Source organism: Paenibacillus sp. P4_E11, from assembly GCF_056401635.1.
The window spans coordinates 1-21,941 of the sequence record NZ_JBFUIX010000055.1; the positions used below are offsets into that span (position 1 = coordinate 1).

Consider the following 21,941-nt stretch of genomic DNA (forward strand, 5'->3'; position numbering starts at 1 on the left):
AGCGAGGACAACACGGGCTTGAGTGCATAATCGATCGCAAGTAAATGTGAGATTGTTCCACCTACAGCTAACGGAAGTACGACTTTTCCGGTCAGCCCCTTCTGAGGGAGCAAGTCTAAGTATGCTTTCAATACGCCTGTATAGGCGGCCTTATACACCGGAGTGGCTACGAACACCGCATCTGCCTGTTCCACAAGTGCGTTCGCTGACACAATCGCTTCGCTATCGAACTTCGCGTACAGCAAATCTTCAGCCGGAATATCTCTTACTTTGATCCAATCCGTATGTATGCCTGCACGTTCGAGCTGCGCCTTGGCATGATCAATAACTCCATGAATTCGGGATGTCGGGGTAGGACTGCCCGAGATGATGACTACTTTTGCCATAATGGTCCACGCTCCACTCGATCTGATTTTTAATTCATACCATTTCACTCGGGGTTATTGTACACGGTTGAAAGTTTACCGTCAATTGGAATTTCCTGCAGACTTACAGCGACAAGGTTTCCCCTGGCTCTAAGGAAATACCTTGTATGCCATATTCGGACAAGCCACTAGCAAATCTCTCTCCATCCTGAACAATTGATGGGAACGTATTGAAATGCAGCGGCACCACTTTCTTTGCCCCCAACCATTGTGCAGCAGTTGCTGCATCGTCGGGTCCCATTGTGAATACATTGCCGATTGGCAGGAATGCGATGTCGATGGAATTCCGTTCCCCGATCATCTTCATATCGGAGAACAACGAGGTGTCACCACTATGGAGTAGCGTGTACCCATTCCAGCGAATGATGAACCCGGCTGGCATCCCCGCATAGATGATCTTCTTTTCTTCCTCCACGATGATCGAAGAGCTGTGGAACGCCTGGATCATCTGGATTTCGGCAAAACCAAGAGAAATGCTGCCCCCAATGTTCATGGCCGATGTCTTCGCGCCTTGCCAACCCATATAGGCCGCGAGTTCGAACGTAGCTACTATGGTCGCGCCGTTACGTGTCGCGATCGGAACCGCGTCCAATGTGTGATCCGTATGACCGTGGGTCAGCAAAACGTAGTCCACCTTGATGTTCTCGATATCGGTTACGGCTTGGGGATTACCCGATATAAACGGGTCAATAATGATCGAATGTCCTCCTGAAGTAAGCTGAACGCAGGAATGACCATGATATGTAACTTCCATCTAATTCGCCTTCTTTCCATTGAAAAATTCATTTCCTCTACATATAGAGACTGTCGATACATTTTGGGCCTAGGAGTGGAAAGTGAAAAAGAGGACCTTGGCGAGTTTTGGCTTGAACCTCCCATCCACTGAATCCCTTATACAATCAGGGAGGTTCAAACAAGATGTTTGAGCAGAAAGGGTCCTTTTTCGCTTGGAACGGCCGTATCTGCTTCAGCAACGAATGAATCGATGGTCTCCTACACTCCATACTACACCGAGTTCATCTCAATATCAAAACGTCAGGAGTAAAATCAAGACGAAATGGGTAAACTATTACCAAATAATCGTTCATCAACAAATAAGGAGATGGCAACTGTGGGAATGGATACTTACCAATTCGCTAATCTTAGCATTCATCCAGAAATGGTACAAGAAATTGAACAGTTGGAAAGAAAATTCAAGCAAGAGCTGGGAGAAACGATTACCCTGATTGCTTTCGCTTCCAAAGAGGCGAAATCGCAAACCAAGCAATAGATCACATTTTTGGCCCCATACATTCAAATGAGAACTTAAAAACGCCGAGCGCAGATCTGATCTGCGCTCGGCGTTGTCCTATTATTTGTTAACACTTTCACCAGGGTTATTTCGAGTCGGATGCTTTACATTTTTGACTAGTACTTCCTCGGCGAATTCGGCATTGTGGCTATAAGGGTTTCCGAAAATGATCGGTCAAGCCATGCAACCTTTTCCAATTGCGAGGCGTTTGAAAGGGTGACTCATCCAACAAACTACAGAAAGCTGGTGACTCTCATGATCAAGCGTTGGGCTGCTGTTCTGTTGGCCCTTGTCCTGCTATTGTCCATTCAATCGAATGTGTGGGCCTTCTCGGACATTCAAGGTGATGATGCCGAGGCAGACATTGTTGCGCTTCGCGATGCTGGAATCGTAAGTGGAATCAATCCGGAGACGTTCGCACCGAAAGGAAAGGTAACATTCGCCCAAGGCGTTCAGTTAATTGTGAAAGGCTTTGACTTGAATATCGATCACATCCGATTTATTAAGGAACCGAAGGCTAGCGATTATTTTTCCCGCATTCCCAATGACAGCTGGTATGCCCAAGCATTCATCATCGCTCAATTGAACGGCTTGACGCTTGCCAAGGATGTCGATCCGACTCAGGTAATGACTCGTGAACAGTTCGCCAAGCTACTGTATGAAGGTATGACTCGTAAGGGTGACTTCCCATTGATCAGTATCTGGATGATCGTTCAAGACGAGAAGGACGTTTCCGAAGGTTATATGACCGCCATTCAAAATCTGTTAATCATGAAAGTGGCCAAGCTGGACAACAATAACTTTTATCCGAAAAGGGAAATCACTCGTGGAGAATCTGTTCAAATGTTGCATCGAGCGATTCAATTCGTGAAGGAACATAAGCCGATGAATCCAATCCCGCCAGAAGACTCCTCCGTTACGATGCAAACGACAAAAGTGACGGAAGACGTGAATCAAGTAACCGTCTCCTGGGGCAGCAAGCCGAATCCCGGGTACGGAATAAGCATCACACGCATCGAGTTTCAGGACAATGGAGAAGCTTGGGTGTTCTACACCACTCATCTGCCTGATCCCAACAAAATGTACCCTCAAGTAATCGTTGAGCCCAAAGCCGACACATTCCTAGCGTCGACCTATAACTCCGTACTTAAGGCAGCAGTTGAAAGCACTCGCTAGACCGACCACAAGGTTAACGCCTAACGGCGTCCTTTGACGCCGTACGTTTGCCGAGACGATGAACAATCAGCGAAGTTACACTTTCTGAATCGTTAACTAAAGCCAGCCAGTGTCACTCTCACGAGGATACTGGCTGGCTTATTCATTGGTTATGTAATGGTAATCTTATGGTGGGCCCTGAGGGACTCGAACCCCCGACCAATCGGTTATGAGCCGACCGCTCTAACCAACTGAGCTAAGGGCCCTTCTGATGTTTGAGGTTGGTTGCGGGGGCAGGATTTGAACCTGCGGCCTTCGGGTTATGAGCCCGACGAGCTACCGGGCTGCTCCACCCCGCGCCATTCGTTACTGTCGACCATTTCTGACAGCGACAAATAATAATATACACCAGCCTCACATCAACTGTCAAGACAAATTTTTCGGAAATTAGGAACGAAACACCGAACCGTTGATTTTCTCTTGAATCTTCTCATGGAAGAGTTGCTCATCCATAGGAAGTTCGACCCAATCGTCCTGCCAACTGGACATTAACATTGCATTGGACAACAAAAGTCCATTGATTCCTTCCACACCTGGAGCAATCAGAGGCGTTCCTTTGCGAATGGCATCGACGAAATTTTGCGTAATCCCCTTATGCCCGGTCTCTTGACCTTGCACCGGAATTTCAACCTTCCAACTCTCCGGCTGCCCGAATGGACCTTTGAACGTCTGATTGAATTGAGGTTCTGGCACACGCAGCCGCCAAAATGTAAGTTTCCCGTCCTCGACCACTACTTTCCCGTTGTCGCCTGTAATCTCGAAACGGTTCGTGCCTGGTGTTTCTCCTGTAGTCGTGATGAATACGCCAGTCGCTCCATTCTCGTATTCAACATAAGCCGTTACATCGTCCTCGACTTCGATATCGCGGTATTTGCCGAATGAACAGAATGCCCGAATCCGCTTGGGAGCCAGCCCCGTCACCCATTGCCACAGATCAAGCTGGTGCGGGCATTGATTCAGAAGAACGCCGCCGCCTTCGCCTGCCCAAGTCGCGCGCCAACCGCCTGAATCGTAGTAACTCTGTGGACGGTACCACGTCGTAATGATCCAATTCGTGCGGCGGATCTGTCCCAGTTCACCCGATGTGATTAAGTCTCTCAGCTTAATATACAAGGGATTCGTACGTTGATTGTACATCATGGAGAACACCAGACCGCTCTTCTCCGCAGCTTCGTTCATCTCGCGGACATGCAGCGCGTATACACCAGCAGGCTTCTCACAAAGTACGTGTACGCCGTGCTCGAATGCCAGCTTGGCCGTACCAGGATGATCGAAATGACGGTTCGCAATCAACACTGCATCAACACTACCTGAGGCAAGCATCGCTTCGACGCTCTCGAATGTGCGAACCCGATCCCCCCATTGGTCTGCAGCCCATTGCAGCCGTTCCTTGCTGACATCACAAACAGCCGACAACACTGCACCGTCGACATCCCCACGAGCCAAATAAGTGGCATGGGACGTACCCATGTTACCGATTCCTACTATTCCAATGCGAACTTGTTCCATATTATGATCAGCCTCCACGAACATCGTAGCACACTACCGAGGAGAAATACTTGTTTACTGTTGTACAAATGAATGGGCTCATTTGACTCTCATTGCAGCACTAGGAGAAAGAAGATGAATGATGTCTGCGGTATTGTTCTGGCGTACTGCCTACTAGACCTTTGAACATCCGACTGAAATGAGAAGGATGTTTGAACCCGGCCTGGTAGCCGATATCGGTAATAGACAGCTTCTTGTCCAACAACAGCCATATTTTCGCTTGATTAATTCGACGCTGATAAAGGAAATCGAAGATGGTAACCCCGGTAACTTCCTTGAATATTTTGGACAAGTAATATTTGCTCAGATGCAGGGCGTCCTCCAGTTGCTCCAAATGCAAATCCTCCATATAATGCTTCTCCAGAAAAGAAATCATATTCTGTACATGCAGCGTTTTATCGGAGACCACTTCACTTAAAGCTTCCATCGGTTGTTCACAGAGCCCATAAATCATGAGCAGTAGTTCCAAGAACACAGCCTGTAGGCGCCGAAAGGCGTTCGTATCCTTGACTGCATCGAGAGTGATCATCCGCTGGAGAAGATCTTCAATCTCCTCCCGCTCCTCACCATTCAGACGCAGTCGATGGTTGCGTAACTCCTGAAACGGCAGCAGCAGGTTAATCCCGAATGAAGGCCCGGCTAGACCTTGTACATAATCGGGATCGAAGTGAATCGTCGTGCGCTCATAAATCCCCTCTGGCCCCACATGAGGACTGTGCAAGGTCATACCATGCATGAGGATCAGATCACCTGGCAACAGCTCGTACAGCTTGTCCCCTATCAAATAATTGCACGTCCCACCGTTGAAGTAATAGATCTCATGATGGAGATGGGAATGGAATCCGATGGTGTTCGGTTGATAATGATCACTATAGGTAACGGTTATAGGTCTATTGATCGTATGAGTCGGTTTCATGCCTTGTCCCCCACTAAGTGAAGTGATGCTCTTCTTCTAATCCTATTGTAATCCACGTAGGGAGGAGCGACAAGCTGAACCCGATATGGAGGGAACGGCACACGGCTTGGTACTACAAAATATACCGGACGCCGAACTTCCCCTTCTTCGAACGGAACACTTCTACCGTCTGTGGACATTCGTAACCGTAGACCCACCAATCTTCTTCCATCCGCTTAGCTAAACATCCCGCTTGAAATTTACTCTCATATAACTTGACCCAATACACCCAATCCATCTGAACCGCCTCCCTGACGAATTAATCGCATACAAGTTAGCATATCCAAAGTTGGGAATTATTTAACCCGTACGTTTCATTTGTCGATAACAACACGAACCGCCAAGGCTTAAGCCCTGACGGTTCGTAGAAGCAGCTATTAGAGTCCAATTCGCGATTTGTGGCCGACATAATGACCTGCACCGGGAAAGCCATTGCGTGCTAACTCCGAGAACTGAGGTGAGAAGTGGTATTCAGGATCTGATAACTGTCCAATCGGGATCATCTGCACATCCAGAATGGAGTTGTCGTCGAAATCATTCGATGGCAGCTTGAGCGCACCCGACTCTCTGTTCAATAGAAACAGGAAGTGGATTCGGGAAACGTCTTCCTCCGGCTTATCACACACATACAGCAGCCGTTCGATCCGTACATGCAGTCCGGTCTCCTCCAACATCTCACGGATCATCGCGGCTTCCAGTGTCTCACCCTGCTCTAACTTACCGCCTGGCAGTGACCAGTATCGATTGTCGGCAATCTGCTTCTTATGTTTCACAAGCAGCAGTCGCCCATCCTCGACCAATACACCCGTCACTCTGGCTCGAATCTCGTATGTTGGCATAAGATCTCCTACCTGGTTAAGTCTATATTAATAGGCTATGGTAGAGCTCATTCCCATCTTGCCCATGTTCATCTGGGCATTCGGGTCGTCTTTCAATTGCTGCAACCTGGCATCGCCCGCTGTCTGCCATTCCTTGAGCGCATCACGAACGCCCTTCGTACCATCCATGGCCTGCTTGAAGTAATTGAAGCCCATGCTCTGCACTTGCCCGATATATGGCTTCTCGCGATACAGTTTGTTCATTTCGTTAGCAGGTGCCGGGGTAAGAGAGTATAACGCCTTAATGTTGTAGGTCAATCCGTCTCGCGGCTGAATAAACTTCTTACGGGATACCATCTGATTCACACTGCGGCCTTTCAATTTGGCCCATTCCTCACCGTTGACGAACTTCAGGAATTCCCAAGCATCTTTCTGATTTTGCGCCTTCGCATTGATGCCCATAATTCCATTCATGTAGATGTTGCCGCCCATTCCCTTAGCTTCTGGATGTGTGGGAACCGTAACGATATCCCAATCGATCGGCGTAAATCCTTTTACATTTGTAGCGCTCTTATTCGCCATAATCATATCATTGATCTGGTAATTCTGGACGAAGGTCATGGCGAGTTTTCCTGATTTGAACATATCGTTCTGGAATGGATTAAAGTCTTCCTGGTTCATAGGTTTGGCCATTTGATTACGGTCTGGAGACTCAGGGAATATCTTTTCCTTAACCAAGCCCTGCATGGTCTTCCAAACCGTCTCCCACTTGTCGGAATCAACGGTCATCTTGTCCCCGGTATCGTTAAACATCCGCAGTTGGAGCGGGCTCGTATAATAATTGTTCATTTCATAAAAGAGGTTGTCATTAAACGAGTAGTTGCTGAAGGAGAACCCATATTTACGGTCTGCCCCTTCCCCTTTGGATACTCGTCTTGCCAGATCGAACATCTCATCCCAAGTCATGTTGTCCTTCGGATACGCAACACCTGCGTCATCGAACAACTTCTTGTTGTACATGAGTGCACTAGAGGAGAAGGTCGGTGCAAGGGCGTACAGCTTGCCATCCCCCATGCTCTTCAATCCGTCTATTACCGATGGTACAATATCGGTCGTGTCGAATTTGTCCTTGGTAATCATCGGGTCCAGCTGCAGCAACATGTTGTTGGCTACAAGATCGGGAAGCTGTTCCAGATTGAGCAGCGCGATGTCAGGCGGATTCGCTCCAGTCATGAGCTCCTTCAGCTTCTCTAGCGGATCAGGCTGCTTCTCTCCTGGCTTTGGCTGTGCATACCGGTACTGATTATAGTCCATGATCGGAACGATCTCGATTTTGATGTTCTGGTGCGAGTATTCGAATATTTCCGTGAACTGCTGGCGGAAGTATTCATCATCTGATCCTCCATAGCTCGAGGCAATTCTTAATACGCGCTCTGTCTTGTCGTCGGCATTGGAATTCGTACCGCAAGCGGCTAATAGCGGCACAACTAAGGACAGTGTCAAGGTAGCGCTCGTGAGCGTTCTCAGCCATTTTCTCTTCGTCTTACTGTTCGTCATTGGTTTATCCCTCCAGTGATTTCGGAGCTCGAATCATAATCTTCTCTCCGTCAAATTCCATCGAAGCTTTGTTCGATATTTGCAAAGCTTGCAAGTACGCTTTCGGTATTTGCAAGCGACCCGCTCGATCCAGCACGACGTATTCCTCGTGCACATCCTGAATCGATTTGCGTCCCACTCCATCTCCATTGTCCACAATCAAGTTCGGATTCCGCTTAATGAACTCGGTGCTCGTCATGCCATCACGAATCGCGACAACTCGATCTACCTTGCTCGCCAGCGACAAGTCATGCGTGACAATTACGATCGTAACACCCAACTCCCGGTTCAACCGTCGGAATATATCCATAATGAGATCGGAAGTTTGAGAGTCTACCGAGCCAGTAGGTTCATCAGCGAGCAGCAGCGATGGTCGATTCGAGAGCGAGATGGCGATCGCTACACGCTGCTGTTCTCCACCGGACAGTTGGAAGAGCTTATTCTTCATTCGATCCTTGAGACCCACCCATTCCAGCAGCTGTCTCGCATAGGCACGGTCGATCTTGCCGCCCAGCATCATCGGCATCTCGACATTCTCTAACGCTGTGAGATAGGGAAGCAGGTTGCGCGCATTGTTCTGCCAGATGAAGCCGACCGTACGCCGTTTGTACTCTACGAGCTGGTCGTCTGTAATCTTCAGCAAATCCCATTCTCCAACATGAACTTGACCTGCGGAGGGGCGGTCGAGGCCGCCCAGAATGTTCAGCAATGTAGATTTGCCGCTGCCGCTGTTCCCGATAATCGCCATCATCTCTCCAGCTTCAACTGCAATGTTCAAGCCTTGCAGAGCAACGACTTCGATTTCGTCGGTTTTGTATATTTTGACTAGTCCATCGCAAGTAATCACAAGTTACCGCTCCTCTCCCAGCTTAACCGCTTGATGTACTCGCAGCCTGCGGATATGCAGGAACAATAACGTTGCCCCGGTCAGCATCATGAAGGCTACGACGATATACAACTGATTCGCATCCTTCGATTCGAAGACAACCCGGAATGGTGGAACCTGCGTCTTGGCTGACTCAGCCGTTTGTAGAAACGGAAGGAACAGCACGCTAGTCAACTTCCCTATAAGAATGCCTAGCCCAATTGACAAGCCTGCTGTGAAACCTTGCTCTAGCAGCAGCATCCCGGTCAGTTGACGGCGGGACAGCCCCATCGCTCGCAGCACGCCGAACTGTACAACCCGGCTGGATAAGTTGAAAAACCAATATAAGATGTAACCGATTAGCGAGACGAGAACTGATACAAGAAAGCCCAGGCTCAAGATACCGAACACACCTCCCCGCGAAGGGTGCTTGCTTTGAGTAATTAGTTCGTTGCGGACATCCTTATAACTCGCTATTTGTACTTTGTTGGCTTGCAGTGATTCAATGACAGGGGCCAGCTTCGCGCCCGGCTGCATCTTCAACCATACTTCATAAGGCACAATTGGAGCCTGATCATAGATGTAGTCCAGATTCGTGATGAAGAACGGCATTTGGTCTGGATATTGACTCGGCCAGTAAGGCAGAATGCCTACGATGACGAATTCTATGGACTGCTGCTGAATCGCAATATTGATCAGATCACCTGTCTTCAGCTGGTGCTTCTCAGCGAAGCCGGACGGTACGATGACCGCTTGTTCGAAAGAACCGAGCAGATTCAAGTATGCTCTTGGATTCGCTGGGAACAAATCATTACGGAACCAGGCAACATCTGCGAAATCGACGTTATCGATGCCCATGACCATGCCTTGGCCTGCCGTCCGTCCTGAGACGACCACACTGCCTTTCGTCTGCAAGACGCGTGCCGCGTGAGCAACGCCTTCCAAACTGCGGAACAGCTCGAATGGGGGCTCGACGAAACGCATCTTGGAGTCACCACTGCCCTGACCACCGCCTTGACCTCCCTGACCTCCACCTTGACCTCCTTGACCCTGTCCGCCGCCTTGACCTCCTTGACCTCCACCTTGGCCGCCTTGGCCCTGTCCGCCACCTTGGCTTCCTCCACCACCTTGCCCGCCTTGGCCCGGATCTCCACCCTGCTCCGGCAGAGTCATATCCGAGGAGCCTTCCCATACGGTCTGAATCACAACGTCTGTGCCATATTCATACAGTGTTCGTTCTGTAGAATTCAGATCAATCGTACGAGCTGCCGATGAATTGTATACGCCTAACCCAAGAGTCAGAATGAGTAACAGCATAAGTGGATAATAGGCCTTGGACGACCGTGACAGCTGCGTGAGCGTCAAGTAGATCGACACGGGAAGGAACCGTTTGCCGAGCCAGTTGAACAAGCGCAGCAGCCAAGGAAATATCCGTAGGAAGAACAGCCCTACTGCGAATATCGATAACGCCGGAACGAAGAACAGAAGTGGATGCACTTGCAGCTGATCGTTCGTCATTCCGGTCTTGACGGACAGAATTTGATACGTCTGGAACGAATAATATCCATAGCCGGCTAATGCGACTAACACAATATCAAGATACCATCGCTGCCACAACGGTTTGCGATCTGACCTGGCGAGCGCTTGCTTATAGCTGACAATCGACGATTTGGCGTACATCACAGCCGGGATCACGCTCGCTAGAATGGCTAGCAGTACCGCACCTGCTCCGTACAACAATGACTCTTGCGAGACGCCCACAGGAACAGACTTGCGGTCGACGAATGTAAGAAATCCGTTGGACGAGCCTATGCTCTTAGCCATGAACCAGCCTAGCATCGGACCTATGATAAGGGCGATCACACCTAGCAGCAGCCCTTCCAGCAAATACACGCCGATAATCTGACGAGTACTTCCCCCCCGACTGCGAAGAACAGCGATATCGCTGCGTTGTCGGTCGAGCGCTTGCCTCGCGTTCATCACGATATAGTAGAACACCATGGCCAGCATCGGTGCAGCCAATGTGAATAGCAGCATCTGCATCTGCAGACTCTGTTTCTTGAACTCATTCAACATATCCTTGAATGAGATGTCCACGCGAGTTTCCTTGAGCTTCTGATACAAGGTAACGTCCATCCGGTCCAGCGTCCTCGACAGCGGTCCGAGTTGGCTCGTCTTGATCTCGCTAAGGTCGAAGGCGTAGTACCAATTAGCTAGATTGAGCGGTATTTTTTTCTGTTGAAGCAGTTCCTTCTGAAAGACATCATCGCTGACAAGGAACGTTCCCGCTAATCCTTCGAAGCCTTGGAACCAATACGGGTCGCCTTCTACTTTCGGTTGGAAGCTTCCTACAACACGAATTTTCAACGGGGCAATACCGAGTCCTCCAGCTATCGGATACATGAACTCGTCGCCGACTCGGAAGTCATTCTTGGACATCGCTTCCTCGTACACGAGAGCTTCGATGACACCGGATTGACTCTGATTGGCATATAGCTTACCACCTGTCAGTTCCACGTGATCTGAAAGCTCGGTCCAAGAGGCAATCGACATTTGCCTGCGCTTGCTCGGATCCACCTTGGTCGGGTCTACAGGTGTAATCTGAGCGTTACGGATCGACATCGCGCGCACGTAGGCTTGATTCGCAAACCCGATCTGCTTCGGGATATCGTCGCGGATGAACGTATCAACATCGTTCAGTGCTTCCAGATCAGCTCTGTCGCTGCCCACTGCCTGATACCGAATAAGCGTTGAACCAGGAGGCATTCCGTCGCTTTTCTCCAGCAGTGATTTCGCTACAACACGCTTCAAGGATCCGTCGGCATACATCGGAATGCTGGTCGTAAAGGAGACCGCGACAATCAATCCAATCAGGGAGCTGAGCGTCAGCCAGCGGGTATTCCACATTTTCCGGTAAAGAAACCTCAGCATCGGCATAAGTTATTTCCCCACCACTTTTTGTCCGGGCGACAGCCCCTTCACAATCTCCACATCGGTAGACGTTTGCTGGCCGATCTCCACATCGACTTCCTTCTTGTTGCCTTGCGCATCCACGACTTGAACGTAATTACGTCCAGAGTAAGAACGCAGTGCGGCGGAAGGAATCGTAGTGGCATTCACCTTGCGCTGCGTAATGATAGAGACGCTTAACGGGGTACCGCGCTGCACTCCCTTAGGGAACGCATCCAGCTCGACTAGCAAATATTTGTCTATAGTATCCGGCTGTCGCGGCTGCTGTCCCGTTCCACCCATCCCGCCGCCTGGACGTTGGCCGCTCGTATCCGTCGACTTCGGATTAGGCAGTTGCTTGACCTTGCCTTTATGTTGACCTGCTGCGTTGATATCGACCGTCACTTCCATCCCGACCGCAACCTTCTTCAGATCATCAGCGCTTAGATCCGCCGCAACCGTCAACTGATTCAGATCCGACACGACGGCTACTTCATCATAGGCAGTTACGCTGTCACCCTTCTTGATGTAGACCGAGACGGCGATCCCATCGAACGGAGCTTTCAGCTTGGCCTTGCTGATCGACTCCTCCAACTTCACCAACTCATCCCGCTTCAGCTCGAAGTCAATCTTGGCCTGCTCCATCTGCTCAGCAGTCTTGTCATCGCTCTGACGCAACAGCTCGATCATCTTCAGCTCGTCACTGCGCGATTGCAGCCGCTTCTGACGCAATGAGCTCTCCAGATCGCTCACATCTAACTCTGCGATGAGCTGTCCTGCTTTGACTGGTTCGCCGGATTTCACGTATACATCCTTAATCCTCTTATTACTGTCTGTGAAATAAAGAGACTCTTCCTTCGTTGCCATTAATTTGCCGGAACCGCGAACCTTCGTCTCCAAGGTTTCTGTCTTCGCCGTGTACTCCGGCTTCTTCGACAGCTTAGGCGGATTAATCGTAGGCAGCACCTCTTCCTCACCTTCCTTGGGAAGCAGGGAACATCCGGTGGATAACAATAAACTAAGTGATAAAATAAGTACGGCACCACGCTTGATGGTGCGCTGTCGGTTATGTATCGATGAATTTCCCATCCACCATTTGATAGACATGGTCGGCTACCTCCAAAATCGTAGGATCGTGCGTTGTCATGCAGATTGTGACCTGTTCCGTCTCGATAATGTCCCGGAATACAGTCATAACCTGAGCTCCCATCTGCGAATCCAGCTCTGCCGTAGGTTCGTCAGCCAGCAGCAAGGTGGGTCGGTGTGCTATCGCCTTGGCAATTGCAACCCGCTGCTGCTCTCCGCCCGAGAGCTCGAACGGCCGATGATGCATTCGCTTGCCTAAGCCTACCAGCTCCAGACAATGCTGCACCCTCCCCTTCCATTGCGAACGTGGCGTCCCAGCCATACGAAGTGAGAGCTCCACATTCTCCCATGCGGATAAGAGTGGCATTAACGCGAAAGATTGAAAGATGAATCCGAATTGCTTGCGCCTAACCTCCGTTCGTTGACTGTCATTCCATTCATGGAATGGACAGCCTTGGAAAAAAATTTCACCTTTATTCGGCTGATCGAGACCCCCAATTAAATTCAATAGAGTCGTCTTGCCGGAACCGGATCGCCCTCTGAGCATAATAAGTCGCTTCGGCATCAGCTCCATCTCGATGCCCTTCAGCACATGTAACGTCCGGCTGCCCGTGTGGAAAGAACGCTCTACCCCGCGAACGATTACAATCGGCTCGGTTGGAGATACGTGTTCCACTAGGGCGCTAATTGTGCCTTCCCCCGCTATCTTCGGCGCTTCGCCGTCTCTCACGTCTGTCTCTTCTGCGGCTTCGAGATTCGCGCCACCGGTCGCACCGGGGGAATCGATTCCCGTTGAATCCGACTTTCTCAGACGTTGTAGCCACCCCATCGATTCGTTCTCCTCTCAATTTCTAATATTATACAGAATTATAGACGAAACAAATGGTTAAAAAGTTACAATTTGTTTTACATATTTTTCTCTTTTTTCAACATACCGTTTCATTATATAGCTCAGTTGTTAAGGAGAACGTAAAGGATTCTTAATTATTTCTTAAGAAGTTGCTTGGCAAAATAATTCCGTAAATCCCTAGTCATTTACTATGTTTTGTTGTAAAATAAGGATACAAGAATGGTAATGCTCGGGAGGCTGGTTAACTTGAACAAAAAAGTGTGGATCTTCGGAATCGTAGTTGCAATAGCTATCATCGCCTCCGCTGTCAGTGAACGGATCAGCAGCAGCGCTCAGGAAACAGCAGAATACAAACCAGTGCCGCTTATGAAGTTCGACGGCTCTACGATACAATACTTTGACAATGTGGCGGTATGCCATTGAATCATGTGAAGGACTGGGCTACTGGCTCAGTCTTTTTTAATGTCCGCGATTGTACAGAAACAACCGATCATAATGCATTGTTTAAGGCTTCCATAAGCCGGACATACTGAATACCATATGGTATCGGTGTTGGACGGAGGAATCGAAATGGAAGAGGAGAATCGCTTCATGATAGGGCTTGTGAATGGAATCTTGTTGGCTCTACCTTTGTGGGGCATTATACTGTCGGTAGCCGCAATTGTAATCAAAAATTAATATTAGCGTTACACCAATCGACAACATGTTCCAAGACTAATGCCCTATACTAACTATACACTTAGATAATCTAAGTGATTATGGGAGGGATTAAGATGGCAGATGCTGAAGATCAAGTCGTGCAAGAAACTGCAGCGGAAGAAACAGTAGAAGAAGTAGCCGTAGCTGTTGAAGAATCCGTAGACGAAGCCGCAATCGAACAATCGGAAGAAAGCGGCGAAGCCAGTGATGAAGCCACCGATGAAGTAAGCGACGAAGTAAGCGAATCTCCTGAATCAACCGACTCTAGTTCAGATCCTGCAGAGTAGTCCCCTCTTCCTCTATTTGTCTTAATCATTACATTTCGCTCATAAAATACCTGTTCATTCCTATGAGCAGGTATTTTACATTTCAATGATAACCTTAATAGGAAAAATCCCGCCGCGCATTCCACGCGATACGGGATTTCCTGTTGTAACGTTAGGTTTAAGCGCCATATGACACCGGATTCGTTCTCCATGATTGCAACAGCGCTACATCTTCTTGTGGGATTCGGCCCAGCTTGACGGCTACGTCGATCATGGCTGTGTAGTTGGACAGGGAATCATAAGCGAAGCCGGATTCCTTGAAGCCGTTCGTTGCGGCATCCAACTGATAATTGAATATGGCAATGATACCGAGCACTTCAGCTCCTGCGTCGCGAACCGCGTTCGCCGCTTTGATGGAGCTGCCTCCCGTTGAGATCAGATCTTCGATCATAACGACTTTCTGCCCCGGCTTAATAACGCCTTCGATTACATTTTCTTTCCCGTGTCCCTTCGCCTTGTCGCGTACATAAATCATCGGCAGGTTCAGCTTCTGCGCTACGAATGCGCCATGCGGAATGCCGCCCGTCGCGATTCCCGCAACGACTTGTGCTTCAGGGTACAAATCACGGATCATCTCTGAGAAGCCTAAAGTGATCAGGTCGCGAATGTGCGGATATGAGATCGTCAAGCGGTTGTCGCAATAGATCGGCGACTTGATGCCAGACGTCCATGTGAACGGCTCCTTCGGACGCAGGGCAACAGCTCCAATCTCTAGTAATGCTTCAGCTATTTGTTCGGATAAATAACGAATCGTCATAGTGGTCAACAACTCCTTCTTAGGATAGAGAGGCTACGATTTGCTCTAATGCTTGACGCGGGTCAGGGGCGGCCGTGATTGGCCGGCCGATGACGATGTAGTCGGTGCCTTGGGCGAATGCTTCTCGCGGCGTCATGACGCGGGATTGATCGCCCAGCGCGGCACCGGCCGGGCGGATGCCCGGCGTCACCGTCACGAAGGAAGTGCCGCAGCGGGCTTTGACGCCAGGCACTTCCAAGGGCGACGCCACGACGCCGTCGAGGCCCGCCTCGCGGGCGAGTGACGCGTAGCGCAGCACGGCGTCCTCGACCGGGCCGGCGATGCCGATCTCGTCGTTCAGCGTCGCGCGGCTCGTGCTCGTCAGCTGCGTCACGCCGATGACGATCGGCCGACTGCTGCCAGACGTGAGCGCGGACTCGACGCCCTCGCACGCAGCCTGCATCATTGCAAGGCCGCCGCCCGCGTGGACGTTGAACATGTCCACACCAAGTCGGGTTACGCTGGCGGACCCGCCCTTCACCGTATTCGGGATGTCATGCAGCTTCAGATCAAGGAATACTTTGTACCCTTGTTCCTTCAACCGGAGCACGAATTGCGGACCTGCCGCATAGAACAGCTCCATCCCTACCTTCATGTAACAAGGAATGCCCTGTAACTGCTGCAACAGAAGTTCGGCCCCAGCCTCATTCGGGTAATCCAGTGCCACCATGATGCGCTCTACTAATGGCGAACTGTTCCCAGCGTCAACCTGCGTACCGCTTTCCAACATTGACATCGCCTCCCTCTTCTTCAGATCGAATATGTCAAAGCAATGCGCCACTCGAACAAGGATGTTCGGGTGACGCATTCCGATGAATTATAGTTGTGCTACAGGCATGGAGCGCGAAGAGAAATTGATCGTGTTCAGCACATGCAACAAGGCACGTACCGTATCGAGCGAAGTCATACAGACGACGCCATTCTCCACCGCTTCGCGGCGAATACGGAAGCCATCGCGTTCCGGCTTCTTCCCTTTGGTTAAAGTGTTCACGATGAAGTGAGCTTCACCATTGCGAATCAGATCAAGAATGTTAGGTGAGCCTTCGCTCAGCTTATTCACGGTCGTCACGCGCAACCCCGCCTTCTCAAGCGCAGTCGCTGTACCGCCAGTTGCAACGATTTTGTAACCAAGTTCATAGAATCCACGCAGGATTTCAATCGCTTCATCTTTGTCCTTGTCCGCTACAGTCGCAATGATTGCGCCAGTCGGCGGTATTTTCATACCAGAACCGATAAAGCCTTTGTACAGAGCCTTGGCGAAATTCCGATCGCGTCCCATGACTTCGCCAGTCGACTTCATCTCAGGCCCGAGCGTTGTATCTACACGGCGCAGCTTGGCGAAGGAGAATACCGGTACTTTAACCGAGACGTTCTCTTGATCTTCCGGCCACAAGCCGTTCACATAGCCCATATCTGTCAGTTTCTCACCTAGAATGACGCGGGTTGCCACGTTGGCCATCGGTACGTTCGTCACTTTGCTCAAGAACGGTACGGTACGGGATGAACGCGGGTTCACTTCAATGACATAGACTTGTTCTTTGTAGATGACGAACTGGATGTTGACCAACCCGACTACATCAAGCGCTTTGGAAATTTTAATCGTAATGTCAACAATTTGTTGCTTAATTTCATCGGATATCGATTGCGGCGGATACACTGAGATCGAGTCACCGGAGTGAACTCCTGCTCGTTCAACATGCTCCATGATACCAGGTATAAGGACAGTTTCTCTATCACAGATGGCGTCAACTTCCACTTCTTTACCCAGCATGTAACGGTCGATCAGAACCGGATGCTCCGGATTAATCTTCACGGCGTATTCCATGTAGCTGAGCAGCTCTTGGTCGGAATAGACGATCTCCATCGCGCGACCGCCCAGTACGTATGACGGACGAACAAGAACCGGATACCCGAATTGGGCTGCTGTGCCTACTGCTTGGTCTACGGATGTAACGGTACCGCCCGGAGGTTGTGCTACATTAAGTTGGGTAAGCAAAGCTTCGAACTTCTTGCGATCTTCGGCTGCGTCGATGCTTTCCAGGCTGCTGCCCAGTATACGTACGCCTGCGCGTGTCAATGGTGCTGCCAAGTTGATGGCGGTTTGACCACCGAACTGAACGATAACTCCAATTGGCTTCTCGTGCTCAATGATGTTCATTACATCTTCATAAAATAACGGTTCGAAATACAGTCGATCGGAAGTGCTGAAATCAGTCGAAACGGTTTCCGGGTTGTTGTTCACGATAATCGCTTCGTATCCCGCCGCTTGAATCGCCCATACCGCATGAACGGTGGAATAATCGAACTCGATTCCTTGTCCGATCCGAATCGGCCCAGATCCGAGCACCATGACTTTCTCTTTGGTCGTCTTCAGCACTTCGTCTTCTGTCTCATAAGTGGAGTAATAGTAAGGTGTCGTAGCTTCGAATTCCGCTGCACAGGTGTCAACCATCTTGTAGACTGGCTTCATGCTGCGACTGATTCGGTGCGCCCGAATGTCAGCTTCCTTCGTAAGTGTCGACAATCCTGCTTCAGCACGAAGCTCGGCGATTGCACGATCCGTGAACCCTTTGCGCTTCGCATCCAACAGAAGCTCATCGGACAATTCGGGTTGCTGCAAGTTAGCCTCGAAGCGGATCAACCCTTCAAGCTTGTTCAGGAACCACCAGTCGATCTTCGTCAAATCTTGAATTTGTTGCAGGGTATAACCACGACGATATGCTTCGGCGATCAGGAACATCCGCTCGTCATCCGGCTTGGCCAGTCGAGTTTCCAGCATATCGGTGTCTAGCAGCTCGGCCCCTTTCAGATAAAGACGGTGAACGCCGATTTCAAGGGAACGAATCGCTTTATGAATCGACTCTTCGAACGTCCGGCCGATAGCCATGACTTCGCCCGTCGCTTTCATTTGCGTACCTAGCTTCCGATTAGCGCTCGTGAATTTATCGAACGGCCAACGCGGAATTTTCGATACGATGTAGTCGAGTGTAGGCTCGAAACATGCATACGTTTGTCCAGTTACTGGGTTCACAATCTCATCCAATGTGTAGCCGATTGCAATCTTCGCGGCCATCTTGGCGATCGGGTATCCAGTCGCCTTGGAAGCAAGTGCCGAAGAGCGGCTTACACGCGGGTTCACTTCAATGACATAATATTGGAAGCTGTGCGGATCGAGCGCGAACTGCACGTTGCAGCCGCCTTCGATATTCAGCGCACGAATAATTTTCAGTGATGCTGAACGAAGCATTTGATATTCACGGTCAGACAACGTCTGGCTTGGCGCCACGACGATACTGTCGCCTGTGTGCACGCCTACCGGATCGAAGTTCTCCATGTTACAGACGACGATACAGTTGTCGTTCGCATCACGCATTACTTCGTATTCCACTTCTTTCATCCCTGCAATGCTACGTTCAACCAAGCATTGACCAATGGGGCTATACCGGATACCTGAAGATACGGTCTCGATCAGTTCTTCTTCGGAGTTGCATATCCCGCCCCCTGTTCCACCAAGCGTATATGCTGGACGGATGATGATCGGGAACCTGATCTCATTCGCGAAGTCAACTGCTTCAGCAACTGTCGTCACGATAACACTGGCTGGAACCGGCTGTTCCAATTCACGCATCAGATCGCGGAACAAATCACGGTCTTCCGCCTTCTCAATCGCTGTCAGCTGTGTACCGAGCAGCTTGACGTTCTCACGTTCTAGAACGCCTGCGCGAGCGAGTTCCACCGCCATGTTCAACCCGGTTTGTCCACCCAATGTCGGGAGTAAACCGTCCGGCTTCTCTTGGCGAATAATTTGCGAGACGAAATCAAGCGTAATCGGTTCAATGTATACTTTGTCAGCCATGTTCGTGTCAGTCATAATGGTGGCAGGGTTGCTGTTGATCAAAACAACTTCCATGCCCTCTTCCTTCAACGCTTGGCATGCTTGTGTTCCGGCGTAGTCGAACTCGGCAGCTTGTCCAATAACGATCGGACCGGAGCCAATCACAAGTATTTTCTTGAGGCTATTATTTTTTGGCATATGCGAGCTCCCCTTTCACAGCAGCCGAATGGCGGTTAGGTCTGGCGGCGATGATCTCCGCTTGTCGAGGCAGTCCAGGACGGTCCAGCTTGAACTGGCGAATCATCTCGATGAAGTTATCGAACAAGTAGCTGGAATCGAATGGTCCTGGTGCAGCCTCTGGGTGGTATTGTACAGAGAATGCAGCATGCTTGGCATGCTTCAAGCCTTCGATCGTTTTATCGTTGTTGTTGATATGTGTGACGATCAGATCCGTACCTGCGATCGATTGATCATTCACGGCATAACCGTGGTTCTGCGAAGTGATATAGCAACGGTTGGATTCCAGGTCTTTAACTGGATGGTTTCCACCTCGATGGCCAAACTTCATCTTCTCGGTATCCGCTCCGCAAGCAAGCGCGAACAGCTGATGGCCGAGGCAAATTCCGAAGATCGGGAATTCCCCAAGCAATTCTGCGATCATTCTCGCCGCGTGAGGTACGTCCTTCGGGTCCCCAGGACCGTTCGACAGCAGAATACCATCAGGTGCCAAGCGGCGAATCTGTTCGGCCGTTGCGTCTTGAGGCACGACAACTACATCGCAGCCGCGCTTCGATAAATCGCGGATAATACCACTCTTCGCACCAAAATCGACCAGAACGACACGCTCGCGTGTACCCGGGCAGCTGAATACGCTCTTCGTCGAAACCCGCGATACTTGGTCCGTCATCAGGACACTAGCTTTCAATTGCTCCATCATGTCTTCTACCTTGCGGTTAGACGTTGTGAGCATGGCCTTCATAACGCCGTGATGGCGAATAATGCGGGTCAGCATTCGGGTGTCGATGTCGCTAATTCCGACAATGCCGTACTCCTTCAACAAGCTGTCTACCGTATATTGGGCACGCCAGTTGCTCGGTACTTCTTCGTGCTGGCGCACGACGAAGCCGTGGATGAACGGGCGGATTGATTCGAAGTCGTCTCGGGCAATGCCGTAGTTCCCGATAAGCGGGTACGTCATGGTCACGATTTGTCCACAGTATGATGGATCGGATAGCACTTCCTGATAACCAGTAATTCCTGTATTGAACACGACTTCCCCTACCGATTCGCCCTCGCTGCCGAACGCTTTACCGGTGAATACCGTGCCATCTTCCAACACTAATCTTGCTTGCATTCCCATTCACTCCCCTATCGTTATGCTGTCCAAACAACCTTGCCGGCTACCATAGTCAATACCGGCCAGCCTTTAAGCTTCCAACCGGTGAACGGTGTATTGCGACCCTTGCTCGCGAATGTCTCCGGGTTCACGGCCTGCTCGGTGTCCAAATCAATTAATGTAATGTCTGCTTCCGCGCCAATGACCAGCTTGCCGCTCTGTAAGCCGAACACTTCAGCCGGCTTGGCTGTCATCCGGTCGATCAGAAACTCAAGCGTCCATCGTCCTGTCATGACGAACTTCGTGTAGAGCAGCGGGAACGCTGTCTCGAAGCCGACGATACCGAATGGCGCAAGCTGCATGCCGCGTGCTTTCTCTGCTTCGCTATGCGGAGCGTGGTCGGTGACGACAATATCGATCGTCCCGTCTTCCAGTCCCTCCAGCACAGCCTGCACGTCTCTTGGCGTCCGTAGTGGCGGATTCATCTTCCAGTTGGCGTCCATGCTGTCAGGCATATCCTCGTCAGAAAGCAGCAGGTGATGCGGGCACACTTCAGCTGTTACTCGGAAGCCCAGCTGCTTCGCCTGCCGAATCAGACGTACGGATTGTTCTGTACTGACGTGGCAGACGTGATAGTGCACGCCTGTCGCTTCGGCAAGAAGAATATCGCGGCCAACATGAATCGCTTCGGATTCATTCGGAATGCCCTTCAGCCCGTGCTTGCGAGCAAATGCCCCTTCCGACACCGAACGGCCTTCTACCAGCGTGTTGTCTTCGCAGTGAGCGATGACGGGCATGTCCATGGAAGCGGCGAGCGCCATCGCGTCTTTCATCATCTGCGCACTCTGCACCCCTACTCCGTCGTCCGTGAAGCCGATCGCACCGGCTTGTTTCAACGCAGCGAAGTCCGTTAGCTCACGACCAAGTTGGTTCTTGGAAATGCACGCGTACGGCAACACTCTTACTAAACCCTCGGTCTGAGCTTTATCCAATACATAGTTTACGGTATCTACCGTATCAATGACTGGACGCGTATTCGGCATACAGGCGATCGTCGTAAATCCTCCGCGTGCGGCCGATGCCGTTCCCGTTGCGATCGTTTCTTTGTGCTCGAAGCCCGGCTCGCGAAGATGTACGTGCATGTCGATCAATCCCGCGGAGAGCAACTTGCCCGTCGCATCGATCACCTCATGCCCCGTAGTATCTGGAACTTCGCCTGTTCTTATATCCGCAATACGGTTATTCTCGATGTACACATGCTTGTTGATTGACTCCGTGCTGCCTGCTTCAACAACAAGGCCGTTAAGTATCCAAGTTCCCATAAGTCCCTCCCAAAGCTTTTGATTATATA

General features: G+C 50.4%; 20 protein-coding genes and 2 tRNA genes. 4 read left to right on the top strand and 18 right to left on the bottom strand.

The window, feature by feature from the left end:
* Together ssuE and AC1DWB_RS19970 are read right to left on the bottom strand one after the other, a co-directional pair.
* The coding region (ssuE, locus tag AC1DWB_RS19965; protein WP_477542851.1) for an NADPH-dependent FMN reductase at window positions 1-386 on the bottom strand (386 nt) is incomplete at its 3' end.
* Window positions 387-489: 103 nt separating this feature from the next.
* Window positions 490-1,179, bottom strand: a complete 690-nt coding sequence (locus AC1DWB_RS19970; protein ID WP_477542852.1) for a metal-dependent hydrolase — start codon at window positions 1,177-1,179, stop codon at window positions 490-492.
* A 303-nt stretch (window positions 1,180-1,482) separates the two neighbouring features.
* Here AC1DWB_RS19970 and AC1DWB_RS19975 point away from each other — a divergent pair, with 303 nt between their 5' ends.
* Both AC1DWB_RS19975 and AC1DWB_RS19980 read left to right on the top strand, forming a co-directional pair.
* Complete coding sequence (locus tag AC1DWB_RS19975) at window positions 1,483-1,695, top strand: hypothetical protein (protein ID WP_477542853.1); 213 nt, start codon at window positions 1,483-1,485, stop codon at window positions 1,693-1,695.
* Window positions 1,696-1,971: 276 nt separating this feature from the next.
* A complete protein-coding gene (locus AC1DWB_RS19980) occupies window positions 1,972-2,892 on the top strand; it encodes an S-layer homology domain-containing protein (RefSeq protein ID WP_477542854.1) in 921 nt (306 codons plus the stop codon).
* Window positions 2,893-3,060: 168 nt separating this feature from the next.
* Here the strand turns inward: AC1DWB_RS19980 and AC1DWB_RS19985 are convergent.
* The 11 genes from AC1DWB_RS19985 to AC1DWB_RS20035 all read right to left on the bottom strand — a co-directional run bounded on the left by AC1DWB_RS19985 (window position 3,061) and on the right by AC1DWB_RS20035 (window position 13,577).
* Window positions 3,061-3,137: transfer RNA gene (locus tag AC1DWB_RS19985), tRNA-Ile, on the bottom strand.
* Window positions 3,138-3,153: 16 nt separating this feature from the next.
* Window positions 3,154-3,230 (bottom strand) — tRNA-Met (locus tag AC1DWB_RS19990).
* An 88-nt stretch (window positions 3,231-3,318) separates the two neighbouring features.
* Window positions 3,319-4,440, bottom strand: a complete 1,122-nt coding sequence (locus AC1DWB_RS19995; RefSeq protein WP_477542855.1) for a Gfo/Idh/MocA family protein — start codon at window positions 4,438-4,440, stop codon at window positions 3,319-3,321.
* A 100-nt stretch (window positions 4,441-4,540) separates the two neighbouring features.
* Window positions 4,541-5,395 (bottom strand): AraC family transcriptional regulator, encoded by an 855-nt coding sequence (locus tag AC1DWB_RS20000; protein WP_477542856.1) that lies wholly within the window; start codon window positions 5,393-5,395, stop codon window positions 4,541-4,543.
* 112 nt (window positions 5,396-5,507) lie between these two features.
* Window positions 5,508-5,672 carry a hypothetical protein gene (locus AC1DWB_RS20005; RefSeq protein WP_477542857.1) on the bottom strand — a complete coding sequence of 55 codons (165 nt, stop codon included), beginning with the start codon at window positions 5,670-5,672 and terminating at the stop codon, window positions 5,508-5,510.
* Window positions 5,673-5,811: 139 nt separating this feature from the next.
* Window positions 5,812-6,273 carry an NUDIX domain-containing protein gene (locus AC1DWB_RS20010; protein WP_477542858.1) on the bottom strand — a complete coding sequence of 154 codons (462 nt, stop codon included), beginning with the start codon at window positions 6,271-6,273 and terminating at the stop codon, window positions 5,812-5,814.
* Window positions 6,274-6,300: 27 nt separating this feature from the next.
* Window positions 6,301-7,809 (bottom strand): ABC transporter substrate-binding protein, encoded by a 1,509-nt coding sequence (locus AC1DWB_RS20015; protein ID WP_477542859.1) that lies wholly within the window; start codon window positions 7,807-7,809, stop codon window positions 6,301-6,303.
* A gap of 4 nt (window positions 7,810-7,813) precedes the next feature.
* Entirely contained in the window at window positions 7,814-8,695 is an 882-nt protein-coding gene (locus AC1DWB_RS20020; protein ID WP_477542860.1) for an ABC transporter ATP-binding protein, read from the bottom strand.
* 3 nt (window positions 8,696-8,698) lie between these two features.
* On the bottom strand, window positions 8,699-11,650 hold the full coding sequence (locus tag AC1DWB_RS20025) for an ABC transporter permease (RefSeq protein ID WP_477542861.1): 2,952 nt from the start codon (window positions 11,648-11,650) through the stop codon (window positions 8,699-8,701).
* Window positions 11,651-11,653: 3 nt separating this feature from the next.
* A complete protein-coding gene (locus AC1DWB_RS20030; protein WP_477542862.1) occupies window positions 11,654-12,769 on the bottom strand; it encodes an efflux RND transporter periplasmic adaptor subunit in 1,116 nt (371 codons plus the stop codon).
* Window positions 12,729-13,577, bottom strand: coding sequence for an ABC transporter ATP-binding protein (locus AC1DWB_RS20035; protein ID WP_477542863.1), 849 nt, complete (start codon window positions 13,575-13,577; stop codon window positions 12,729-12,731). Before AC1DWB_RS20035 ends, AC1DWB_RS20030 begins: the two co-directional genes overlap by 41 nt.
* 267 nt (window positions 13,578-13,844) lie before the next feature.
* On the opposite strand from AC1DWB_RS20035, the gene AC1DWB_RS20040 reads away from it, so the two are divergent.
* Together AC1DWB_RS20040 and AC1DWB_RS20045 are read left to right on the top strand one after the other, a co-directional pair.
* Window positions 13,845-14,021 (top strand): hypothetical protein, encoded by a 177-nt coding sequence (locus AC1DWB_RS20040; RefSeq protein WP_477542864.1) that lies wholly within the window; start codon window positions 13,845-13,847, stop codon window positions 14,019-14,021.
* 350 nt (window positions 14,022-14,371) lie between these two features.
* Window positions 14,372-14,584 carry a hypothetical protein gene (locus AC1DWB_RS20045; protein ID WP_477542865.1) on the top strand — a complete coding sequence of 71 codons (213 nt, stop codon included), beginning with the start codon at window positions 14,372-14,374 and terminating at the stop codon, window positions 14,582-14,584.
* Between the two features lie 157 nt (window positions 14,585-14,741).
* Here the strand turns inward: AC1DWB_RS20045 and pyrE are convergent, their stop codons facing one another.
* The 5 genes from pyrE to AC1DWB_RS20070 form a co-directional block, all read right to left on the bottom strand.
* Complete coding sequence (gene pyrE, locus AC1DWB_RS20050) at window positions 14,742-15,380, bottom strand: orotate phosphoribosyltransferase (RefSeq protein WP_477542866.1); 639 nt, start codon at window positions 15,378-15,380, stop codon at window positions 14,742-14,744.
* A gap of 19 nt (window positions 15,381-15,399) precedes the next feature.
* Window positions 15,400-16,149 carry an orotidine-5'-phosphate decarboxylase gene (gene pyrF / locus AC1DWB_RS20055; protein WP_477542867.1) on the bottom strand — a complete coding sequence of 250 codons (750 nt, stop codon included), beginning with the start codon at window positions 16,147-16,149 and terminating at the stop codon, window positions 15,400-15,402.
* A gap of 87 nt (window positions 16,150-16,236) precedes the next feature.
* Complete coding sequence (gene carB / locus AC1DWB_RS20060) at window positions 16,237-19,452, bottom strand: carbamoyl-phosphate synthase large subunit (protein ID WP_477542868.1); 3,216 nt, start codon at window positions 19,450-19,452, stop codon at window positions 16,237-16,239.
* Window positions 19,439-20,608, bottom strand: coding sequence for a carbamoyl phosphate synthase small subunit (locus AC1DWB_RS20065; protein WP_477542869.1), 1,170 nt, complete (start codon window positions 20,606-20,608; stop codon window positions 19,439-19,441). Before AC1DWB_RS20065 ends, carB begins: the two co-directional genes overlap by 14 nt.
* 20 nt (window positions 20,609-20,628) lie before the next feature.
* A complete protein-coding gene (locus AC1DWB_RS20070; protein ID WP_477542870.1) occupies window positions 20,629-21,912 on the bottom strand; it encodes a dihydroorotase in 1,284 nt (427 codons plus the stop codon).
* Between the last annotated feature and the right edge of the window lie 29 nt (window positions 21,913-21,941).

Coding starts and splice junctions, on each gene's coding strand:
- AC1DWB_RS19980 (WP_477542854.1), top strand. CDS start 1,972: ATGATCAAGCGTTGGGCTGCTGTTCTGTTGGCCCTTGTCCTGCTATTG.
- AC1DWB_RS20025 (WP_477542861.1), bottom strand. CDS start 11,650: ATGCCGATGCTGAGGTTTCTTTACCGGAAAATGTGGAATACCCGCTGG.
- AC1DWB_RS20030 (WP_477542862.1), bottom strand. CDS start 12,769: ATGTCTATCAAATGGTGGATGGGAAATTCATCGATACATAACCGACAG.
- AC1DWB_RS19995 (WP_477542855.1), bottom strand. CDS start 4,440: ATGGAACAAGTTCGCATTGGAATAGTAGGAATCGGTAACATGGGTACG.
- AC1DWB_RS20005 (WP_477542857.1), bottom strand. CDS start 5,672: ATGGATTGGGTGTATTGGGTCAAGTTATATGAGAGTAAATTTCAAGCG.
- AC1DWB_RS20035 (WP_477542863.1), bottom strand. CDS start 13,577: ATGGGGTGGCTACAACGTCTGAGAAAGTCGGATTCAACGGGAATCGAT.
- AC1DWB_RS20045 (WP_477542865.1), top strand. CDS start 14,372: ATGGCAGATGCTGAAGATCAAGTCGTGCAAGAAACTGCAGCGGAAGAA.
- AC1DWB_RS19975 (WP_477542853.1), top strand. CDS start 1,483: ATGGGTAAACTATTACCAAATAATCGTTCATCAACAAATAAGGAGATG.
- AC1DWB_RS20070 (WP_477542870.1), bottom strand. CDS start 21,912: ATGGGAACTTGGATACTTAACGGCCTTGTTGTTGAAGCAGGCAGCACG.
- AC1DWB_RS20000 (WP_477542856.1), bottom strand. CDS start 5,395: ATGAAACCGACTCATACGATCAATAGACCTATAACCGTTACCTATAGT.
- AC1DWB_RS19970 (WP_477542852.1), bottom strand. CDS start 1,179: ATGGAAGTTACATATCATGGTCATTCCTGCGTTCAGCTTACTTCAGGA.
- AC1DWB_RS20010 (WP_477542858.1), bottom strand. CDS start 6,273: ATGCCAACATACGAGATTCGAGCCAGAGTGACGGGTGTATTGGTCGAG.
- AC1DWB_RS20065 (WP_477542869.1), bottom strand. CDS start 20,608: ATGCAAGCAAGATTAGTGTTGGAAGATGGCACGGTATTCACCGGTAAA.
- carB (WP_477542868.1), bottom strand. CDS start 19,452: ATGCCAAAAAATAATAGCCTCAAGAAAATACTTGTGATTGGCTCCGGT.
- pyrF (WP_477542867.1), bottom strand. CDS start 16,149: ATGTTGGAAAGCGGTACGCAGGTTGACGCTGGGAACAGTTCGCCATTA.
- AC1DWB_RS20015 (WP_477542859.1), bottom strand. CDS start 7,809: ATGACGAACAGTAAGACGAAGAGAAAATGGCTGAGAACGCTCACGAGC.
- pyrE (WP_477542866.1), bottom strand. CDS start 15,380: ATGACGATTCGTTATTTATCCGAACAAATAGCTGAAGCATTACTAGAG.